The 19,475-nt window shown below is 35.1% G+C and carries 17 protein-coding genes; 4 read left to right on the top strand and 13 right to left on the bottom strand.

All coding sequences use genetic code 11. From position 1 onward, the window contains the following. Positions 1-16: 16 nt before the first annotated feature. Genes H7A25_12780 through H7A25_12795 form a run of 4 tightly spaced genes read right to left on the bottom strand, consistent with a single transcriptional unit; the run spans position 17 to position 2,256 of the window. A complete protein-coding gene (locus tag H7A25_12780) occupies positions 17-1,195 on the bottom strand; it encodes an amidohydrolase (protein ID MCP5500774.1) in 1,179 nt (392 codons plus the stop codon). 3 nt (positions 1,196-1,198) lie between these two features. Further along, positions 1,199-1,579: a fluoride efflux transporter CrcB gene (gene crcB / locus H7A25_12785; GenBank protein MCP5500775.1), complete on the bottom strand. Its 381-nt coding sequence runs from the start codon at positions 1,577-1,579 to the stop codon at positions 1,199-1,201. Continuing rightward, positions 1,580-1,903, bottom strand: a complete 324-nt coding sequence (locus H7A25_12790; protein MCP5500776.1) for a hypothetical protein — start codon at positions 1,901-1,903, stop codon at positions 1,580-1,582. A 2-nt stretch (positions 1,904-1,905) separates the two neighbouring features. After that, positions 1,906-2,256: a hypothetical protein gene (locus H7A25_12795; protein MCP5500777.1), complete on the bottom strand. Its 351-nt coding sequence runs from the start codon at positions 2,254-2,256 to the stop codon at positions 1,906-1,908. Between the two features lie 155 nt (positions 2,257-2,411). Between H7A25_12795 and H7A25_12800 the strand changes: the two genes are divergently transcribed. The 4 genes from H7A25_12800 (at position 2,412) to lpxB (ending at position 5,713) form a co-directional block, all read left to right on the top strand. After that, entirely contained in the window at positions 2,412-3,320 is a 909-nt protein-coding gene (locus H7A25_12800) for a cation transporter (protein ID MCP5500778.1), read from the top strand. A gap of 111 nt (positions 3,321-3,431) precedes the next feature. After that, complete coding sequence (locus tag H7A25_12805) at positions 3,432-3,698, top strand: zinc ribbon domain-containing protein (protein MCP5500779.1); 267 nt, start codon at positions 3,432-3,434, stop codon at positions 3,696-3,698. Positions 3,699-3,701: 3 nt separating this feature from the next. Beyond that, positions 3,702-4,550, top strand: a complete 849-nt coding sequence (gene lpxI / locus H7A25_12810) for a UDP-2,3-diacylglucosamine diphosphatase LpxI (protein ID MCP5500780.1) — start codon at positions 3,702-3,704, stop codon at positions 4,548-4,550. Further along, positions 4,547-5,713 (top strand): lipid-A-disaccharide synthase, encoded by a 1,167-nt coding sequence (lpxB, locus tag H7A25_12815; protein ID MCP5500781.1) that lies wholly within the window; start codon positions 4,547-4,549, stop codon positions 5,711-5,713. Before lpxI ends, lpxB begins: the two co-directional genes overlap by 4 nt. On the opposite strand, the gene H7A25_12820 is transcribed toward lpxB, so the two are convergent. The 9 genes from H7A25_12820 to H7A25_12860 all read right to left on the bottom strand — a co-directional run bounded on the left by H7A25_12820 (position 5,685) and on the right by H7A25_12860 (position 19,458). Next, complete coding sequence (locus tag H7A25_12820; GenBank protein ID MCP5500782.1) at positions 5,685-6,095, bottom strand: hypothetical protein; 411 nt, start codon at positions 6,093-6,095, stop codon at positions 5,685-5,687. The genes lpxB and H7A25_12820 overlap by 29 nt on opposite strands. A 14-nt stretch (positions 6,096-6,109) precedes the next feature. After that, a complete protein-coding gene (locus H7A25_12825; GenBank protein ID MCP5500783.1) occupies positions 6,110-8,338 on the bottom strand; it encodes a hypothetical protein in 2,229 nt (742 codons plus the stop codon). 2 nt (positions 8,339-8,340) lie between these two features. Then, positions 8,341-9,003 (bottom strand): hypothetical protein, encoded by a 663-nt coding sequence (locus H7A25_12830; protein ID MCP5500784.1) that lies wholly within the window; start codon positions 9,001-9,003, stop codon positions 8,341-8,343. Between the two features lies 1 nt (position 9,004). Continuing rightward, complete coding sequence (locus tag H7A25_12835) at positions 9,005-11,023, bottom strand: UvrD-helicase domain-containing protein (GenBank protein ID MCP5500785.1); 2,019 nt, start codon at positions 11,021-11,023, stop codon at positions 9,005-9,007. A 258-nt stretch (positions 11,024-11,281) separates the two neighbouring features. Then, a complete protein-coding gene (locus H7A25_12840) occupies positions 11,282-13,204 on the bottom strand; it encodes an AMP-binding protein (protein ID MCP5500786.1) in 1,923 nt (640 codons plus the stop codon). A 158-nt stretch (positions 13,205-13,362) separates the two neighbouring features. Then, positions 13,363-14,742 carry a hypothetical protein gene (locus tag H7A25_12845; protein MCP5500787.1) on the bottom strand — a complete coding sequence of 460 codons (1,380 nt, stop codon included), beginning with the start codon at positions 14,740-14,742 and terminating at the stop codon, positions 13,363-13,365. A gap of 4 nt (positions 14,743-14,746) precedes the next feature. Continuing rightward, complete coding sequence (locus tag H7A25_12850; protein MCP5500788.1) at positions 14,747-15,676, bottom strand: fibronectin type III domain-containing protein; 930 nt, start codon at positions 15,674-15,676, stop codon at positions 14,747-14,749. Between the two features lie 4 nt (positions 15,677-15,680). Next, positions 15,681-17,582 (bottom strand): FecR domain-containing protein, encoded by a 1,902-nt coding sequence (locus tag H7A25_12855; protein MCP5500789.1) that lies wholly within the window; start codon positions 17,580-17,582, stop codon positions 15,681-15,683. Next, positions 17,566-19,458: a HAMP domain-containing protein gene (locus H7A25_12860; protein MCP5500790.1), complete on the bottom strand. Its 1,893-nt coding sequence runs from the start codon at positions 19,456-19,458 to the stop codon at positions 17,566-17,568. Before H7A25_12860 ends, H7A25_12855 begins: the two co-directional genes overlap by 17 nt. Positions 19,459-19,475 lie beyond the last annotated feature (17 nt).

Consider the following 19,475-nt stretch of genomic DNA (forward strand, 5'->3'; position numbering starts at 1 on the left):
ATTATCGGAAAAAAAATTATTCTTCTGAGAGAAAAATACGCACCACTTCCTTCATAACGAGGAATCCATTCTTCAAAGCCTCTTCATCAAAATCAAAAAACGAACTATGATGAGGATGGATTAGACCTTTCTCAGGATTTCTTGAACCTACAAAAAAATAGCAGCCGGGCACTTCCAGTAAAAAAGCAGAAAAATCTTCTCCCCCCATAGTTCTGGCCTCTTCTTCAGTCACGGAATCCTCACCCAGTATGTTTCGGGCAGCCCTTCGAACAATATTGGCCATCTCAGGAGTATTAATCGTGGGCTTATCCACTCTCTCATATTTAATTTCTACTTCTGCACCCAGAGCCCTGGCTGTATTTTCCACCAGTCTATGGAACTTTTCCGGAATCACATCGTACAATTTTTTAGAAAAAGTTCGAACAGTTCCTTTCATTTCAGCTACTTCCGGGATAACATTAAAAGCATCTCCTGCATGAATACTTCCTACCGTCACGACACAGGAATCAAGGGGGTCTACATTCCGAGAAACCAGAGTCTGTAAAGCTGTGACTATATAAGAGGAAACCACTACAGGGTCAACTGTATGCTGGGGCATAGCTCCATGACCGCTAATTCCCTTTACCCGGATGTAAAACTCATCCACAGAAGCCATCATGGTACCATCTACCAATCCAATCTTTCCTATATCAATATGGTTCCATACGTGAAGGGCAAAAGCGGCATCTACCTTATACTTCTTTAAAAGCCCCTCCTCTATCATTTTATCAGCCCCACAGCCCCCTTCTTCAGCCGGCTGAAAAATCAGAAGTATTTTTCCCTGAGGAATCATATCTTTATAATTTTTTGCAATTTCCGTTGCAAAGCCCATAAGAATGGCTGTATGGCCGTCATGACCGCAGGCGTGCATAATTCCGGTCTTTTTTGAACAATATTCTACCTGGTTCTCTTCCTGTATAGGTAAGGCATCCATATCAGCTCGAACCAGTATCGTTTTTCCGGGTTTTCCTGAATTTAAAAGGCAGGCAATACCGGTTCCTGCGAGGCCTTCTTCAAATTGAAAACCTAATTTTTTAAGATGAGAGGCAACATAAGCAGCCGTTTCCTTTTCCTGGTACTGCAACTCCGGAAATGAATGTATATGCCTTCTGTATGAAACAATTTCTTGAAACCTTTCTTCCTGAATATAGGACATAATTTAGCTCCGAAAAAAGCCTGGTGAAATAGAATACGCTAAAAAAACAAAAAAGAGAGATAAGCTAAGACTTAGCAAAATATACAGAAAAGCCGGGAAAAAACCGGAAGTCTTAAAGAGTTTCAGGACCTCCACTGAAAAAGTAGAAAAAGTAGTAAAACCCCCACAAAACCCCGTACCTAAAAATAGCTTCATCTCAGAACTAAGATTCTGCTTTTCTGTTAAATAATATAGGATAAAACCCAGAAAAAAACTACCTAAAACATTCACAGACAGAGTTCCCAGCGGAAAACCATCCCAAAACTTCTCATTTAAACGAATCGAAATGGCATACCGCAAAGAGCCGCCCAGAGCAGCTCCCAGCGAGATATAGAGGTATTCCATTCAGGTAAGTTTCCTGTTTTCCAGAGCATTCAACAAAAGCTCCTTACCGGCTTTGGCAACCTGCTCTTTTGCTTCTGTAGTTACAACATTTAGCCTTGAAAGGGCAAGGGTAGATAAATGCTCCACCAGACCTTCCAGTCTTTCTTTGTAAAATTCCCTATCTTCCTCGGTTTCTGACAGACCTGCTTTAAGTTTTAATGAAGCAATTTTTTCGGTTATATTCTTAACCGTTTCTTTATCCTCTTCAGAAAACATATCTTCTTTTGCAACTGATAAGATTTGCTTGACTTTACCCTGTAGTTCTTCCTTTGGATCAGCAGCCATCTTTATTCCTTCGTCTTTTCTGCACTGAATGAGTCAGCCCAGGCCTTACACTTACTTTCTGTTTCCTCTTTGGTTTTTGCCCTTGCACAGGCACAGGCGGAGGATAACTGATCTTTGGAGCTAAGTTTGGTATCCTCATCAATCAGGCACTGTAAACCGGAAATAGCCATATAATCTGTAGCCCTGTCAGCATCATTCTCATACCGATTATCTTTTTGGAGATATTTCACATACCTTTTTGTATGAACGAGTGACCAACCCTGAACTGCTTTTTTATAAGCAACATCACTTGCACAGGACATTAGAGTTCCCAAAATAACAGGAAGTATAAGTTTTATTTTATTTAGTTTCATCCAACATTCCTTCTTTGTATCCGGCTTCCCGGAACTGAAAGCCGGTACAATAGAAGCATACCTTATAGAAAGAGAAAGCTTTTTTTCAAAAAGAAATTTATTTCTGATTCTCCTTTCTACTTGCCCGTATACCCCTAATCCTTTCTTTTTGAACTATGGGGCATAATCATTCTCACGAGCATGAACACTCAAATGACAGTATTAAAAATCTAAAAATTGCATTCTTTTTGAACTTCAGTTTCACTATTTTTGAAATCTTTGGTGGACTTTATACGAATAGTATAGCGATTCTCTCAGACGCTCTACACGACTTCGGAGATAGCCTTTCTCTTGGATTATCAATACTTTTAGAAAAAAAATCCAAAAAAGCAGGCAACTTTCGCTTTTCCTTCGGCTACCAGAGATTTTCCCTATTAGGTGCTCTCATTAATAGTATAATTTTACTGATAGGTTCTGTTCTAATCATAAGCGAAGCCATTCCAAGGATCTTGAGTCCGGAAAAAAGTAATGCCAGGGGAATGCTGGGTTTTGCTATAGCCGGTATTCTGATTAATGGATTAGCCGTATTGCGTTTGAGTTCCTCCCATTCCATAAATCAGAGAGTTGCTATGTGGCATCTTTTAGAAGATGTACTGGGCTGGATAGCCGTTTTAATTGTAAGCATCGTTTTATTATTCAAGGATATACCCATCCTTGACCCGGTTTTATCCATCCTGATTACTATCTACGTACTTTATAATGTTCTCAAGAATCTAAAAGAAACCCTGCATATTTTTTTACAGGGGGTTCCGGAAGAAATTGATCTGGAAAACCTCGAAGATGAATTAAAGAAATTAGACAGAATAAAGTCCGTGCATAGCTTAAACCTCTGGTCTTTAGATGGAGTAAAACACGTTTTTTCTGTACATCTTCTGGTCGAAAAGTTAGAAGGTATATCAGATATCATTCTAATAAAAAAACAGGTTAAAGACTTACTTCTCAAGAGCAGTATTCACCATGCCACTATCGAAATTGAGTTTTTAGATGAAGCCTGCTATATGCAAGAAGTAAAGAAAAAGGATTAGAAAACTCATTTTTCACTTTCAATCCATAGCAGAAAATTAAAACTGGTAATGACTTGACGAAAAATGTATCATTTTGCGTATGTCTAATTACACAATCAATAGGAGGATTTCATGCCAACATACGAATATAAGTGCCTTAGCTGCGACACTATTTTTGAACACTTTCAATCCATGAAAGATGAGCCTCTGAGTACCTGCCTCTGTGAGAAAAAGGGAGAGGTAAAACGTTTAATTTCAAACGGTGGTGGAATTATCTTCAAAGGTAGTGGTTTTTATGTAAATGATTATAAACCCAAGTCACCGGAGAGTTCCCAGTCCGAAACCAAATCTGAATCCAAGACCGGTAGCACAGGTTCCGGTACTGAATCCAAACCTTAGATCTTGGGACGATTAGCAATACTGGCCGGGGGTGGAGAGCTTCCTCATATAGCCATGAAGGAAGCTCTTTTACAGGGAGAAGATCCCATTTTTTTAGGAATACTTGAATCCGAATTTGAAGCCGGCGAATATAAAGATAGAGTTCTACCGGTCTACATTAGTAAAATTGGAGATGTACTGAAAAAATGCAAGAAGAATAATGTGTCTAAACTTTTACTTTTAGGTAAGGTAAAAAAAGACATGATTCTTCGGGGTTATAAATTTGATCTGAAAGCCCTGCTGCTTCTGGCCAGAATGGTAAATCGAAACGATACCTCCTTTTTTCATACAGCAGCCGGAGAATTTATCAAGCTAAATATAGAGATCATTTCCCAGAAAACTTACCTGAGTTCTTTGCTTTTAGGGGAAGGAAGATATACCAAAAAAAAGCTTCCACACCATAAACTGGAAGATATTGATTACGGAATGAATATGGCTTCTAAAATGGCTGAATTAGATATAGGTCAGACCGTTGTAGTCACAAAAAAAATGATACTTGCCATTGAAGCCATCGAAGGTACCGATGAAACCATCCGTCGGGGAGGAGAACTTTCCCGAAAGAAAGGAGCTATCGTCTGTAAGAGTTCTCGTGTTGGACAGGATGAACGCTTTGACCTTCCTACAGTTGGTACACAAACCCTGGATTCTATGCATACATCCGGTTGTGATACCCTCGTTATCCGCTCCGGGGAAACTCTTGTAGTATCACCCAAAAGTTTTATTGAGTATGCTGAAAAACTAAAAATTTCTGTTATCTCTATGAAAAATTCTCCGGCAAAATCTATTAATAAGAATTATATAAAACTATCATGAAAGAAGATGTGAAGAAAATACTATTAGTAGCCGGTGAACATTCCGGAGATTTACTCGGTGGAGATTTATTGAAATACTTGAAGAAAGAAATACCCAATCTTTCTTTTGAAGGAATCGGTGGGGACGAAATGTTGAAAGAGGGTTTACACTCTATCACCGATATAGAATCCATGAATGTAGTAGGCTTATCCGGAATTGTTTCTAAATACAAATATTTAAAATCTCTGGCCAGACAGCTTGTTGAAATATGCAAAAAAGAGAATATTAGATATGCTATATTAATTGATTATCCGGGTTTTAATCTCAGGCTTACAAAAATGCTGAGAGCTGAAGGAATCGAGGTAGCTTTTTTCGTATCTCCACAAATTTGGGCATGGAGGTTTAAAAGAGTTTTTTTTATTCGAGATAATATCAGTCTGATGCTAACTCTTTTCGAATTTGAAAAGGATATATACCTGAAATATGGTGTAAACGCAGAGTTTGTAGGACACCCTTTAGTTCAAAGATTAGAAGATAAATTAAAAGAATATCCACCTTTAAACATAGAAAAAAACAAGCGTTACATTACTCTAATGCCCGGCTCCAGAACTACAGAGATAAAAAAACACCTTCCCATTCTTTTAGAAACAGCCCAAAAAATACAGGAACATTTTTCTTCTGATACATTCGTTTTCTTAATTCCGGGTATCAGTCACAAAAATGATGCTTTTATTACTGCTTCTTTAAAAAAATATAAAGAAGAAAATCCAAACGCTCCGGAAGTTCAATATCATTTTGACAGGTCTCCACATTGCATTTCTATTTCAGAATTAGTGATTCTTTCTTCCGGTACGGCCACATTAGAAGTCACTTACTTCTGCAAACCCATGATCATTATGTATAAAGCCAGTTTTTTTTCTTATATTGTAGCCAGCAACGTAAAACAAGTAACTCATATCGGAATGGTGAATATTCTAAATAATGATAAAGAAGTATGCAAGGAGTTTCTGCAATATAATGCGACAATGAAAAAGATACTCCCGGAAGCTATTCAACTTCTAAGCAATGCTAACTACCGGGATCAAATGATTCAAAAACTCAAAGAAATAAAAGATAAACTGGGAAAAGGAAATCCTTCAGAAGTTGCAGCCAAAGCTATTCTAAAATGGATTCGCGGGAATTAACCGGCATAATTTTTTGTAAACGAACCATTTCGTCTTTCCAAATTCCATACCAGGAATCTTTTTTTTGTTCAGAGAAAAGAAAATATCCTTCAGGTTGTAAAGCCTCTTTACTTTCCTGAATTCTTGCTCCTAAAGAATCTATTTTTAAAAAAAATTCTTTTCGATTGCTTTTCTTAACAAGATAAACTTTTCCATCCGGTTCAAAAATCAAAATAAGTCCTTCCGAAGGTATCATCTTCCAGGAACCAATAATACTAGCATATTTAAAATCTTTATTAGGTTCATCAGCTTTACTTGTTTTATTCTTTTTACAGTTAATACCAAACATACCAAAATAAAGAACAATAAATAGAAGAATACCCTTGCGAATAAATTTCTTCATTTTCATTTCCTCCATTAATTTTTATTGCAGGAATACTTTGATTCTATAAAGGAAAGCTTCACCGGTTTTTGAGCCATATTTCCATAGAAAACATAATTCACTTTACGATTTTTAGAATTAGCATAACCTTTGAAATAATAATCCTGTCCTTTAACTTCAATATTTCTATAAAATAATTCTCGAGAATAAATTTGCAAATCTAAAGCTAAATTAAATTTTGAATTTTCATTGATATATTCACCCAGAGAAAACAAATCTTCGTTATCAAATTGCTTGGCTCTTACATTATAGAGGTTCGCATCGGCTCGCAAACTTCTATAGGTCAAGAATTCAGATAAATTATTACCATTACTCACCATAGCTAAATTGATATCTAACTTTTCCGGATAAAGTTCCATATCACAAATAGAAAAAGCTTTTCCTCCCCAGGTAAAATCTTTAAGATTGATGGAAAAATCCATATAAGGAATTTTTCTTCCATAATCAATACGGTAAGATATTTCATTCTCTTTATTTTTTTCTTCTTCTCCCGCAACCTTAAGCAACAGAGAACTACGAAGATTATCAAGATTCATAGAAAAAGGCCCTAAAGAGGGAGAATTTTTGTCTTTTTTTATATTAGATATTTTCAAATTTATTTTAGCCTGTAACTCCTCAAGAAAAGTTTTATATTCAGGTAAAGTAATAAAATATTCTTCTTCTAATAATTTTGCCTGTCTTTCTCGAATTGAATCTTGAATATATTTCTCAATACTTAAATAAATACTTTCATAATCCTCTAAAAGAACCTGTTGTATTTTTCCATCTATAGTAACATTAGAAGTAAGATATAAAAATTTTGGCTTTCCCCAGGGCTCTGCGCGATTGAAAGAAAGATTACCCGACAAACCCAGGTTAAATGGAGAACCAAAAAGATTCCCCTTTAAATTTCCAATAAGCTCTTGTTTATTATTCAGTTTAATCAATAATTCATCTACTTTAAATTTTACATTTGGAGCTTTAAAAGTAAAAATGGAATTAACAAGAGATAAGTTTTCCGTAACTATAAACCAATTCTTCTTTTCTTTTGTTTCGTTAAGATTCAGTTCAAAATTTAAATTTCCATTTATTTTCCAACCGGATGGTAAATAAATTTTTTCCCAGAGTCCTTTTGAATCCTGTAAGGAAATTGAAATATTATATTGTTTTAAATCATTAATACTTCTACCAATGGTCTCATTAATTGTTAAAGTATCTACCTGAAGTTTCCTTTTAAATTTTTCAGCATAACCTTGAATTTTATTTTTCTTTTCTTCAATCTCGCCATATTTAGATTGATAGGAAAAATTGGCATTAATAAAAAGACTGTTATAAATAATATCTTTATAATACAGGAAATAGCCTTTTAGACTGTGTATTTTTAAATCGGCATTTGCTTCAAAATCTCCGCCTTCGTCTCCCTTGAAACTTGCAAAACCATATAAAAATCCTTTTTCTACTTTTGTATTTAAAACATACTGATTAAACAGCTCTAACTCCTGATGATTAAATTTATTTAACTCAATCTGTGAGTAATATTTTTTTTCTTTCAGATAATACGAACCCACGCCACTTATAGTAGAAGTAGCCGGAATATATAAAAAGTTATCATTAAAGGAAAAGGATAATTTTCCTACATCTCTCTTTATTAATAAGTCGATAGGTCTATTTGTATGAAAAACAATATTGCCATGATTCAAAGCTTTAAACTGTAAATCTATAAACTCCACTTCCTTTATAAGAATGGAGTTTAATAAGGGGTACATTACTTTTGAAGTTCCCTTATCAATATCAAAATTTAAATTTGCATTGTGTATAGTGATTTTTTTGAAAACTATTTCTTTGGAAAAATATCCACCAATTCCTATATCAATTCTTTTAGAATAGAAAAGAATCTTATTACTCGAAAAATCCTCCTCAGCTGAAACTTTTACATCTTCAATAATGATACCGGAGAAAATGGAAAAATCAACCACTCCGAACTCTACAGATTTATGTAATTTTTGCTGCAAAAGATTTATAGCTAATCTCTTCACTGCCGGTAAATCAAGGTATTTACTCTTAATATAGGAATTTGTTAAATGAAAAGATGTATAGAGTAAAAAGATTACTACAGGAAGCCCTATAAGCACTGAGTATAAGAATCGAGATTTTAGATAAACAGGGACATAGGCTGTATAGATCCCTGTTTTTAAAATCTTCTTATATTCTCGTATTCGTTTCAATTTTACTGAACTCCAACTTCACATTCCTTCTTTATCTTTAGAAGTGAAGAATTCTCAGGAAACTTTACAAGACCTTCAGAGGCTATTTTTATACTTCTTTTACATAAATTTATTTCTTTAAAACCTCTTGAAACCATTTCATAATATTCTAAATCTTTATTAAATGAATCATCTTTGGCAGCAGAAGCCAGAGCTTTTATACCGGGTCCATATTTTTCCATTTGAAAGTATGATCTGGCGATAATCCTGTAGCGCTCATTCTGTTTATAACCTTTATCAAAAACTTTTGAATGATTCATTGCAACTACAGCATCACTATACTTTCCAAGTTTATAATTAGAATAGCCAATGTTATAGTAATAGCCTTTGACTTTATAGGCATCTGACATTCCACCAAGCTCCTTCAAGGTAAGCAAAGCATCTTCATATTTTTCTAATTTAATTAATAAGTCTGATTTTTCAAAAAGTAAGTTCTTCTTTTTATCATTAGTTAGTTTTACATCAGCTAGTTGAGCATCAATAGCTTGAATTTTCTTTTGCTCTTCTGCCTGCTTATTAATTATTTCCTTTGTAGCTGTATTTTTTGTTTCCGAAATAGTATTTGTCCCGGAACTGCTACATCCAATAAAACTCATTAGAATCATAATAAATAGTTGTTTCTTCATTTTATACTAATTTTAGTTTTTCGAGATCATCCAAAAATGAACCCGAAGAACTTTCGTCTCCTTCTGAAATTTGATAGATTTCCAAATATTCTTTATTAATTTCCTCTAAAAACCTGGAAGTTTGTGTTGGTATTGACTCACCAAATTTTTTTCTTTCTCTCGCAGCGGTCATCACTAACTTCTCTTTTGCTCTAGTTATCCCTACATATAAAAGTCTACGTTCTTCATCAATATCACCTACAGTATCAATCATCCTTGAGTTAGGTATTATTCCGTCTTCCAGGCCGACCAGATATACAACTGAAAATTCCAGGCCTTTTGATAAATGCATAGTCATTAGTTGAACTTTCTTATCATTTGAATTATCTTCAGAATTTGAATCATCCATAAGCAAAGATAACTTCATAATAAAATCAAATAATCCGGGTTTGCCTTCATCGTTCCAATCGCTTTCAAAGTAAGCCATCATGTTTACCAATTCAGATAGGTTCATCATCCTGGCTTTAACTACTTTTGGGTCCTGTGAATCATTGCTAAATTCTTTTTCAAACCCCAATTCTTTAATTAAATTACTTAATACCGGCACCATTTTAGAAGAGTGAAAAAATTCTTTTCTATACTTTTGTAGTAAGTTAATGAATTCATATATAGTATGAACCGTTTTATTCTTGATACCGGGTACATATCCCTCTTCTTCTGTTATCTTCTGTAAAACTTCTAATAGTCCAAGTTCTTCTTCTGTTGCTTTTTCATATAACTTGGAAATAGTGCCATCTCCGAGCCCTCGCTTCGGATAATTTAATATACGCATTAAAGAAACTTCATCTTTAGGATTAGCAATTACTTTCAGATAAGAAATTAAATCTCTAACTTCCTTTCTATCAAAGAAGTTATAACCTCCCACCAGATTATAAGGAATCGATCTCCTTCTCAGTTCTTCTTCAAAGGGTCTTGACTGATAATTTGTTCTAAACAATATTGCAATATCGTTACCTTTTCTTTTATGGCGTATTATATCCTTTTCAATTTCATCGATTACATATATAGCTTCATCTTTCTCATCAGCTCGTTCCACAAATTTGGGCTTATCCCCAAATGTCTTGTCTGACCAGAGTTCTTTTTCTCTCCTGTTCTTATTATTCTTAATCAAAGAATTTGCCGCATTCAGTACATGCGTTGAAGAACGATAATTTTGTAATAGCTTTACTACTCTTGCATCTTTAAAATCTTTTTCAAAATTTAATATTAAACTGACATCCGAGCCTCGAAAAGCATAAATGCTTTGATCATCATCACCTACTACACATAAATTTTTATTAGGCCCCATTAAAAGTTTAATAAAATCATATTGTATTTTATTAGTATCCTGGAATTCATCTATCATAAAAAACCGATAGCGGTTGTGATAGTATTCCTGAACATCTTTATATTCTCTTAACAGTTTCATAGGTAATAGAATCAAATCATCAAAATCTATGGAATTTAGATTTTTTAAAACTTTTTCATACTTTTCAAATACTCGAATTCCTATCAATTCGGCTTCATCCCCATTTTCTTCGACTCTTTTAATATAAGAAGTTCCCGTATTTTTTATCCGACTTAAAACAGGGATAATTAGTCTGGGAGGAAGTTTTTTTGGATCAACCTTTATTTCTTTAAGAAGTTCTCCTACTATACTCTCCAAATCATTGGGAGTTTGTAAATTAAAAGGACTCTTATATGAAAGCTTTTCGATATATTTCTTTAGAATTTTCAAACCCAGAGCATGAAAGGTTGAAAGCTCTATTCCCTTTAATCGACCTCTCGGAACCATTTTCCTTACACGTTCTGCCATTTCCCTGGCACTTTTATTGGTAAAGGATAGCGCTACTATTTCGCTTCCTTTTGCATGGCTCTTCTCTATTAAATTAGCGATACGATTCGTAATCACACGAGTCTTCCCAGAACCCGCTCCTGCAAAAATCAGCAGGGGACCGTGAACATGGTGAACTGCTTCCCTCTGTTCTCTATTCAGTATCAATATCTCCTCCGAAAAGTCAGTGGTAGGAATAGAACTTGAATTTCTTCACAGAGAGAACAAACCGTTGATAAATGAACTATGCGATGTAAATTTAATAATTTATTTACTGACCTGTCAAGCACTTTATTTTGAAGAAATTAAGTTAGCTGTATTTCGTTATTAATAAAAAGGCTAGGATGGAAGGAACCTGAAAAAAATCAAACCCTTTTCAATAGAGAAAAAGGAAAATCAGGGGGAAGCCCCCCTGAGGAATTGTTATTATTTGTACATTTCTTTTATTTTATCAGCATACTTTTCTGTAATAATATGCCTTTTGAACTTTCCAAGATTGGTTAACTCATCTCCTACTTCAAAAGGTTTCTTTATCAGGGCAAAAGGAGTTACCTGCTCAAAAGATTTAAAGCCTGTTTTAGCACTGTTGTATTCACGAATTTCTTTCTTATACTTATCCAGTACTTTAGAATTGGCAATCAGGGCATCTGGTTCGGTATCAGAAACACCATTTTCTGAAGCCCAGACTTTCAGTTTATCGAAGTCCGGAACAATCAGAGCTCCCAGAGCTTTTTGATCCTGACCTACAACCATGCACTGCCCGATTAGGGGTGATTCTGTCAGTTTGTTCTCAATAGGAACCGGCTCTACGTTCTCACCACCCAGTAACACGATTGTTTCTTTCGCACGACCGGTAATCGTAAGGGTATCTTTGAAGTTTATCATCCCCATATCTCCGGTATCCATCCAACCATCTTTAATGGCTTTGTTTGTAGCTTCTTCATTTTTATAGTAGCCTTTCATAACCTGAGGCCCACGAAGATAGATAACTCCCTTTTCACCTCTCTTACCTTCAATCGAACCATCGGGTTTTACATGAGTCAGAACATTTCCGGCAAAATCACGGATTTGCAAATCTGTTTTGGAAACTACTTTTCCTACAGAACCCATCACAAGATGCTCAAAAGTTCTCATAGCGATAACCGGTGAGGTTTCAGTCATTCCGTATCCTTCAATTACATCGATTCCTATATCGTTAAAGAAAGCATCCACATGTCTCTGTAAAGCTCCCCCCCCGGAACAGGTAGCACGAAACTCTCCACCCAGACCATCACGAATTTTCTTTAGCACAATCTGGTCGAATAAAAGATTCATTAAAGCAGTAGGAAGTAAAATAATAAGTGCCCATATTCCACGAAAAAGCGATTCCAGAGCGGTTCTGCCTACATAATCTACTTCATTTCCTTTTAAAAAGCGAACCGCTCCATGATAATGCTTGGAAAAGAAATAAGCGAGGTCAAAAAGAGCTTTTTTGAAAGGAGGAGTAAGCTTTGGATCATTCATACGGTTATAGATACCTAAGTACAGGTTTTCCCACAACCTCGGAGCTGAAGCCATAAAAGTAGGTTTGGATTTTTTCAGGTCATCCCGCAAATCCCTCACGTTTGTGAAATAGGTTGACATTCCTTTATGTATAGCAGCATATAAAAACACTCTTTCAAAAATATGCCAGACAGGTAGAATAGATAGAGCCCTGTCTTTAGATGAAACTTTAATACCGGGTACTACATCCAGCATTTGATGTAACATATTGGAATGCATGAGCATTACCCCTTTAGGCAAGCCAGTAGTTCCGGAAGTATAAATTAGAGTAAATAAATCCTCAGGTTTTATCCCGCTCAACCTTTCTTCAGCTTTTTTCGAACCACCTTCCCGAAGTTTCTTTCCTTTTTCAATTAAATCATACATGTTTTCAGCCCCATCTGCCTTCAGGTCTTTTTCCATGATAATGATTTTCTTTAAATTCGGGATATCTTTACTAACTTTTTGAAGCTTCTTCAGCATTTTGTCGTGTTCAACAAAAACAACCTTCGCTTCAGAATGTGTCAGAATATATACAAGTTCACTTTCAGTAACATCAGTTCCACGAGGAACATCCGCAGCTCCTGCATGTAGTATGGCACAGTCTACAATCGTCCATTCCAGACGGTGATCTGCCATAAGACCGACATGCTCTCTTGCGGCTACTCCTAAATCGATCAGGGCCTCTGATAAACAAACTCCCATTTCATATAAATCTTTAAAATTTGTCTGTTGGAAATTTTTTTTTGAGTCCTTAGAGTAAAATCCCCCTTCCCTGGGGTATTTCTCTGCTGCTATTTTATATAATTCGGCCACATTATTTGCCATTAACCAATCTCCTTTTCTTTTAACCAGTCATGCTGAACATACAAATATTTCCACGTATATGTTTCAATGAGTATTATGCAAGTAATTAAAATTATTCTAACTTCGATTCGACCGTACAAAACTACGGGAATCTCTTCTTTATTACAACCAGGAAATACTTATTTACACTTTCCCATAAACTCTATTGTAATTTCTACTAAATTTTTCTCCAAGGAATCAAATTTTTTTTCCTTTTTGCTTTCCTGTAGATACTCAGCAGTAGCTCTCATCCTATGTTTACAATTCGAAGAAAAATAGTTATAGGCTTCCTGTCGGGTAAAGTAATTAGAACTTCTCAGGCGTAGAAAGTTATACATATTCCTTCTTTCTAAATTATTCAGATTGAGTAATACGTGGTTTTTCGCACAACGACTTAACAGATAATCAGGTAAAGCTCCTGAACCACAATTACTGCCTAATTTCTTTATCATACTTAGATAAGCTTCTAAACCCAAACCATTATACCTTGAATAATCTATCACCGGATCGGTAGATGGATTTCTTTCAACTTCTCGAATTCCTTCTGCTTTTTTCTTCTTCACAGGTCTTTCTTTTGCAACCGGGACAGGCTCCTTTTTCTGTATTGGTTCCGTTGGCTTTACAATGTCTTTTTTAGGCTCAAGCTCAGGCTCTTTCTTTTTCTGTGTTACAACCGTAACACTCTTTACCGGCTCTGTTTCTTTTTTCGGTTCTTCTTTTTTTTCTACCACTGCCAGTGTTTCTTTCTTCGGTTCTTTTTTCTTTTCAAAGGGTTTTACTATTTCTTCCTTCCTATCTGAACTCTGCGGATTATTATTTTTTATCGGCTCAGGTGTGTTGGATTCTTTTTTCTTATTAACTTCTTCTTCATATTCCGAAAGTTGCTTCGATTGATTTTCCTTTTTAGCAATCCTCTTTTCATTCAAGACTACTGTATCCTGTTTTTCTTCTATAGTCAGAAATCCTTTTTTCTTTATGCTCTTATTATAGGGATTCTTGACATTCAGGTCATAAACACCGGGCTGAATATTTTCTGTATTAATTACAATATCAATTTCTTTGGAACTCTTAACATTTACCTTTGATGGACGAAATGAGTGATCTTTAGATTGAAAGTCAAGTTTTGAAGCCTTAGAAAGATTCTCTCCTTTAATAGAAAGAGTATCTGAATTATTTCCTTTTTTGATTTTTACATTTTCAGCCCGCTCAAGACCCGGTTGTTTGGAAACCCTGATTTCTAACTGATTCCAATTTGACCATACAATTGGTTTTCCAAGTACATTAAGAGGTGCTAATCGAAATTCATAAAAACCTTTTTTCATGGACTTTACTGAATAATAGGGTTTGGAACATTCTTCTTCCTGTAAAATAGTTTCTGAACCTTTTTTTCTCAGTTGAATTTTATAACCTTCAACATCTTTAACAGGTTCCCATTGAATATAGGCATATTTTTCCGGGGCAGAAAAAATTCCGTAAATAAGTAGAGAGAAAATACTTGCAAAGATAAAAACTTTTCTCATCGGTTTATTCCTTCACATATAATACATCCGGAGAAATGACTTTAATATCATCCGGTTTTATATTTTTCTTTTTCAGTTGAATTTCAAATTCACTTTGAGAAGCTTTTCCGGGCCTACCTTTTTTGTCAAAAGGCTTAACTTCCCATACCAGGTTTCCCTCTTTTAATTTCTTTAAATTTTTTACATGATACTTATTGTCTTCAACTTTATCTTTTAGTAATTCCTTTTTTCGAGAATTTTTCTTCCCTTGTAATATACGAAACTCATAATATTTTGCATCCTTATCTTTCTTCCAAACAAAATATAATGGCTCTCCTTTTTTCAATACCACTCTTTCATTTTCTTTGGGACTCAAAGTTTCCAAAGGCGGGGCTTCTTTCTTAATGGTAAGAAAACGTTTGTGATAAACTTCTTTAGAATATTGTGATTTGATTTTTAAGCCATATACACCGGGCTTTAGTGTATCAGTATTTAACTCTGCTTGAATCTTTGACTCTTGCACCTGTTTTATATTTAAGGCATACTCTTTTTTTTTCTTTACCAGTAAAACCCTGCTATCTTTCTGAAATCCTTTTCCATGTATAGTAATTTCCTGTTTTCCCTTCCCCTGCTCCAAATTTACTATTGATTGATTAGATATTTCAGGTGTATTTTTCCGGATCAACTCCACATTTTTCCAGTTCGACCATACCAGGGGTTTATGCAATATATCTAAAGGAGCTATCCGAACCCTATAATTACCGGGTTTTAAATTGTGAATGGGGAAGGAATTCGTTTTAACTTGCTTATTTATAATTACTTTGTGTGTTTGACGATTCTCTATAATTATCTGATAGCCATTAACTCCACTTACAGGCTTCCACTCCAGCTCTCCGGCAAGAATAAGGTTACTAAAAAATAATAAAACTGTTAAGGACATCCAAATTTCTTTCATACTATTAATCCAAATATATCTTCTCCGGAGATGTAATCTTTATATCTTCGGATTTTAATCGACGCAATTTAGTTGCTATCTGAAACTTGAATCGACTATTAGATTCTTCTCCGATTTCCTTCCCGGATTTCATTGCCTGAATTTTCCATATAAATGTTCCCAGACCCAGAGTTTGAAATTTAGAAAAATCATGATAAGGAGTTTTTACTTTTTTTCTATATAAGACTTGCTTATCGGAATCCTTAAAAATAGAGAACAGATAAGCATCCGCACTTTGTACCCTCCTCCACTTAAACCTGATTTTGTTTTGATTGGATAACTGGATAGTCTCATTTAGAGGATAAATAGGGAGTGGATTCTCTATAGATTCTTTTTCCTTTTCTTTCTCTTTTAAAGCGGCATCCGATTCTTTTTCTTCTTTCAATTCATCAAACCCGGTATCAATTCCAAAACTATATGCTTCGGAAAAAGGAGTTACAAGCTCTCCTTTCCTTCCTTTTACCCTCCAGTAATAAATTCCAGGATCCGATACACCACTTACAATAATGGCGTTATCTTTTATCTCTTTGGAAAAAATGATATTTGAAAAATTCTCTCTATTGCTTATTTGTACATTGTATGACTCAAGTTCTCGACTGGCTCTCCAGTTAAACAGGAGTTTAAAACCTTTGGATTTTTTTAAAACCTGTTTATTTCTTGGATTTAAGAGTACAGGCTTTGAATAATCGTCTATTTTCTGGATTCTAAAAGAGCCAATTTTACTTTGCTGAAAATAATTATTAGACGCAATCGAATTTATCCTGACTCTCCAGTAATAGGTTCCTTCCGATAAGTTGTTATACTCAAATTTGTTAGTAAATACCTTTTTATTAAAAACGATACTGTTTCCAAATAGACGACTCTTCGCTATTTCTATAAGGTAATTAGAAGTGAATCCGGAATCCGACCAGGAGAATAACACATGAGGATTTTCTTTTGTATAATAGACAACCTGTTTTGCGTTAGGAGTATGAAGAAATATAGGCATCTGTTTAAAAGTGATTAACTTTCGAATTTCGCTTAACTCCTCAGACCCTGTTTTTTGATTGCTGCAGGATATTCTCCAATAGTATGTATCATCCTGCAAGGGTACATCTTTTGAACTAAGCCCCTGAACCGGAAATGAATTAAAACGATAAAAATTGGGAGTTTTACTAAGTTGCAAAACTGTATTATCTACATTTCCTATAATAGACCAGGAAAAATGTATGAGATTGGAATCTGACTCATAAACACCGGTATAATGATTTGAAGGAGAAAGAAGTTTTATAGAAACATCGGAAATTTTAACATCTTTTGATATGACAGCTTTCTCCGTCTCTTTTAATAAGATTTCTTTTCCTTTCTCATAAATTTTAACAAGACCTCTACTAACATACACATTTAAAGACTCTTTATTTTTCTCTAAATGAGACTCACTGTTTCCGAGCTCAATTTTTTTATCACCATATACAACCTGTACCTTATTTTCACTTTCTACAGGTGAATTCACATGAATAGAACCCTTTTCAAAAGAGATAGAAGATGACTTACCTTTTATATCAAGGATGATCATGCTATTTTCATCCAAATGAATCTTAGTATGATTATCCAGATGAATTAAGGCATCCGATTCCTCAAAACTTCGAATAGTATCCCGGTTCGCAATTTCAGAACTGGTCTGGATATAAGACCAGACAGTGCTACCTTCAAATTTTCTTTGGATACTATTGAGTTTAAATGTTAATACTCCTACCTTTTCTCTGTCCCCAAGAGATAAACTTCGGGTAATATCGTAATAAAATAGAAAAGAAAATACTACGACATTTACAAGCAAAAGGCCCGGTAAAATCCACTGAAAAAGTTTTTCCTTATTCAAGGATTTCATACTTAACTTCTTCACCTTCTGTATTTTTATCTTGTTTCTTTTCTTCGAGTATAATCCCTATTGCCTCACGAAGCTCTGCAAGACTATTATAACCATTCGGATCATCAAAGCGACTAATGACAGCATAAATTTGTTGAGGCTTTTCTTTTCCTTTTACTTTTATAGCCTGCATTTTCTCGACCCTATAAAGTCCCTTTACCTTGGAATAAGATTCTTCGGTTATCAATATATCCGTTCCAAAAGGCTTATTTAATGCCTCGACCCTCGAAGCCAAATTAACAGCATCTCCGATTACGGTATATTCTAATCTTTCGTGAGAGCCAATTTGTCCGGAGATAACATAGCCGGAATTAATTCCGCATCCAATCTTTATAATTGGTTTTTTATCCCCCCCTCTACCTTTATTAAAACGGATAAGGGCTTTTCTCATCATCAAAGCAGCATTAATTGCATTTTCAGTTTCATTGTCTAAATGGTGAAGCGCACCCCAGGTCGCCATTATAGCATCCCCTATAAATTTATCAACAATCCCTGATGTCTGATTTACGCAGGTCACCATTTCAGTCATATACTGATTTAAAAACTCTACAACTTCTTCAGGTTCCAGCTTTTCGGAAATTGAAGTAAAACTACGAATATCAGAAAAGAATATGGCACAATACTTCCTTTCTCCTCCGAGTTTAATGTCTCCTTTCATCGCCAACTCAGCCAGTTCTTTATTAACAAATTTACCAAAGGCATCTTTCATTTTTTCCCTTTCGTCAAGTCCCTTACTCATTGAGTTAAAGGAATGGGTTAAAAGGCCCAGCTCATCTTTTGTTTTGGGCTGTAAAAAATGAGTATAATTTCCCCTTTCAATTTCCCTTGCAAAAGTAGCCAGTTTTAAAATAGGACTCGTAATCCCGAGAGAATAAATATATATAAATATAAGGGTTAGACTTAAAACTATGATGGTTAAGTATAAGTTTCTTCTCTGAATATTTTTAACTTCTTCTAAAGCCACATCTTTCTCAGTAAGAGAATAAACACCTATTCCCGCGACTGAAAGCTTGAGTGCTGAACCAAAAAACTCCTTGCCTTCAAGATCTATAATGCGCTGGGAACTAATTCCCTCTTTTAACTTTAGAAGTACATTTATTATTGGATGTGCCTGTAAATCTTTAGCTTTTAAGACAAGCTCTTCGTCCGGATGGGCCAGCACTTTACCGCTTGAATCAACCAGACCGGCCATGCTGATTCCTCCACCCCGGAAAGCCTTTAAAATAGACTCAGAACGGATGTAGGCAATGAGAATAACATTTTCACCTCGAATATTTTTAAAGGGAAAGCTGATGGCCATAACCGGAAGTTTAAATGCCGGACTGGCATTCATCAAAATAAAAGCACTTTTAAAGGATTGCAAGAAAGACATAGAATGCTGAAGGTTTATGTCCTCCATGTCCCTATCCGTAAGGTTGTGGGAATTAAAAAAAGGCCGGTTATAAAGCCTATCAATAACCACCAGACTATCCTCTTTTTTCTTAGCAAGACCCAGATACAAAAACTCGGATTTCTTGGAAAAGTAAAGCGAACTTAAACCCTCCTTCTTTTCTTCGGTTTCCGAATTTTCCAGAGCTTCAGCAACCAGGCTAAGAGTCTTCTGTATGGAAGATAGATCACTTTCTACTTTCTGGCCGAGGATTCGAATAAGAACCAAATTATTTTCCTGAACCCTCGCCTGGGTATCTTTGCTAAAAAAGAAAGTACCTAACGAACTAACGGCATAAACGGATATTAGAAGTATAAGGGATATTACTCCCATTAACTTTGTTCGGATACTGATTCCTATAGGTTTGCCCGAATTAAGGGCGATTTGTTGCTTTTCTTCTCTTTCCATACCCTGTTATAAATACT

The sequence above is a fragment of the Leptospiraceae bacterium genome, assembly GCA_024233835.1.
Taxonomy (GTDB): domain Bacteria; phylum Spirochaetota; class Leptospiria; order Leptospirales; family Leptospiraceae; genus JACKPC01.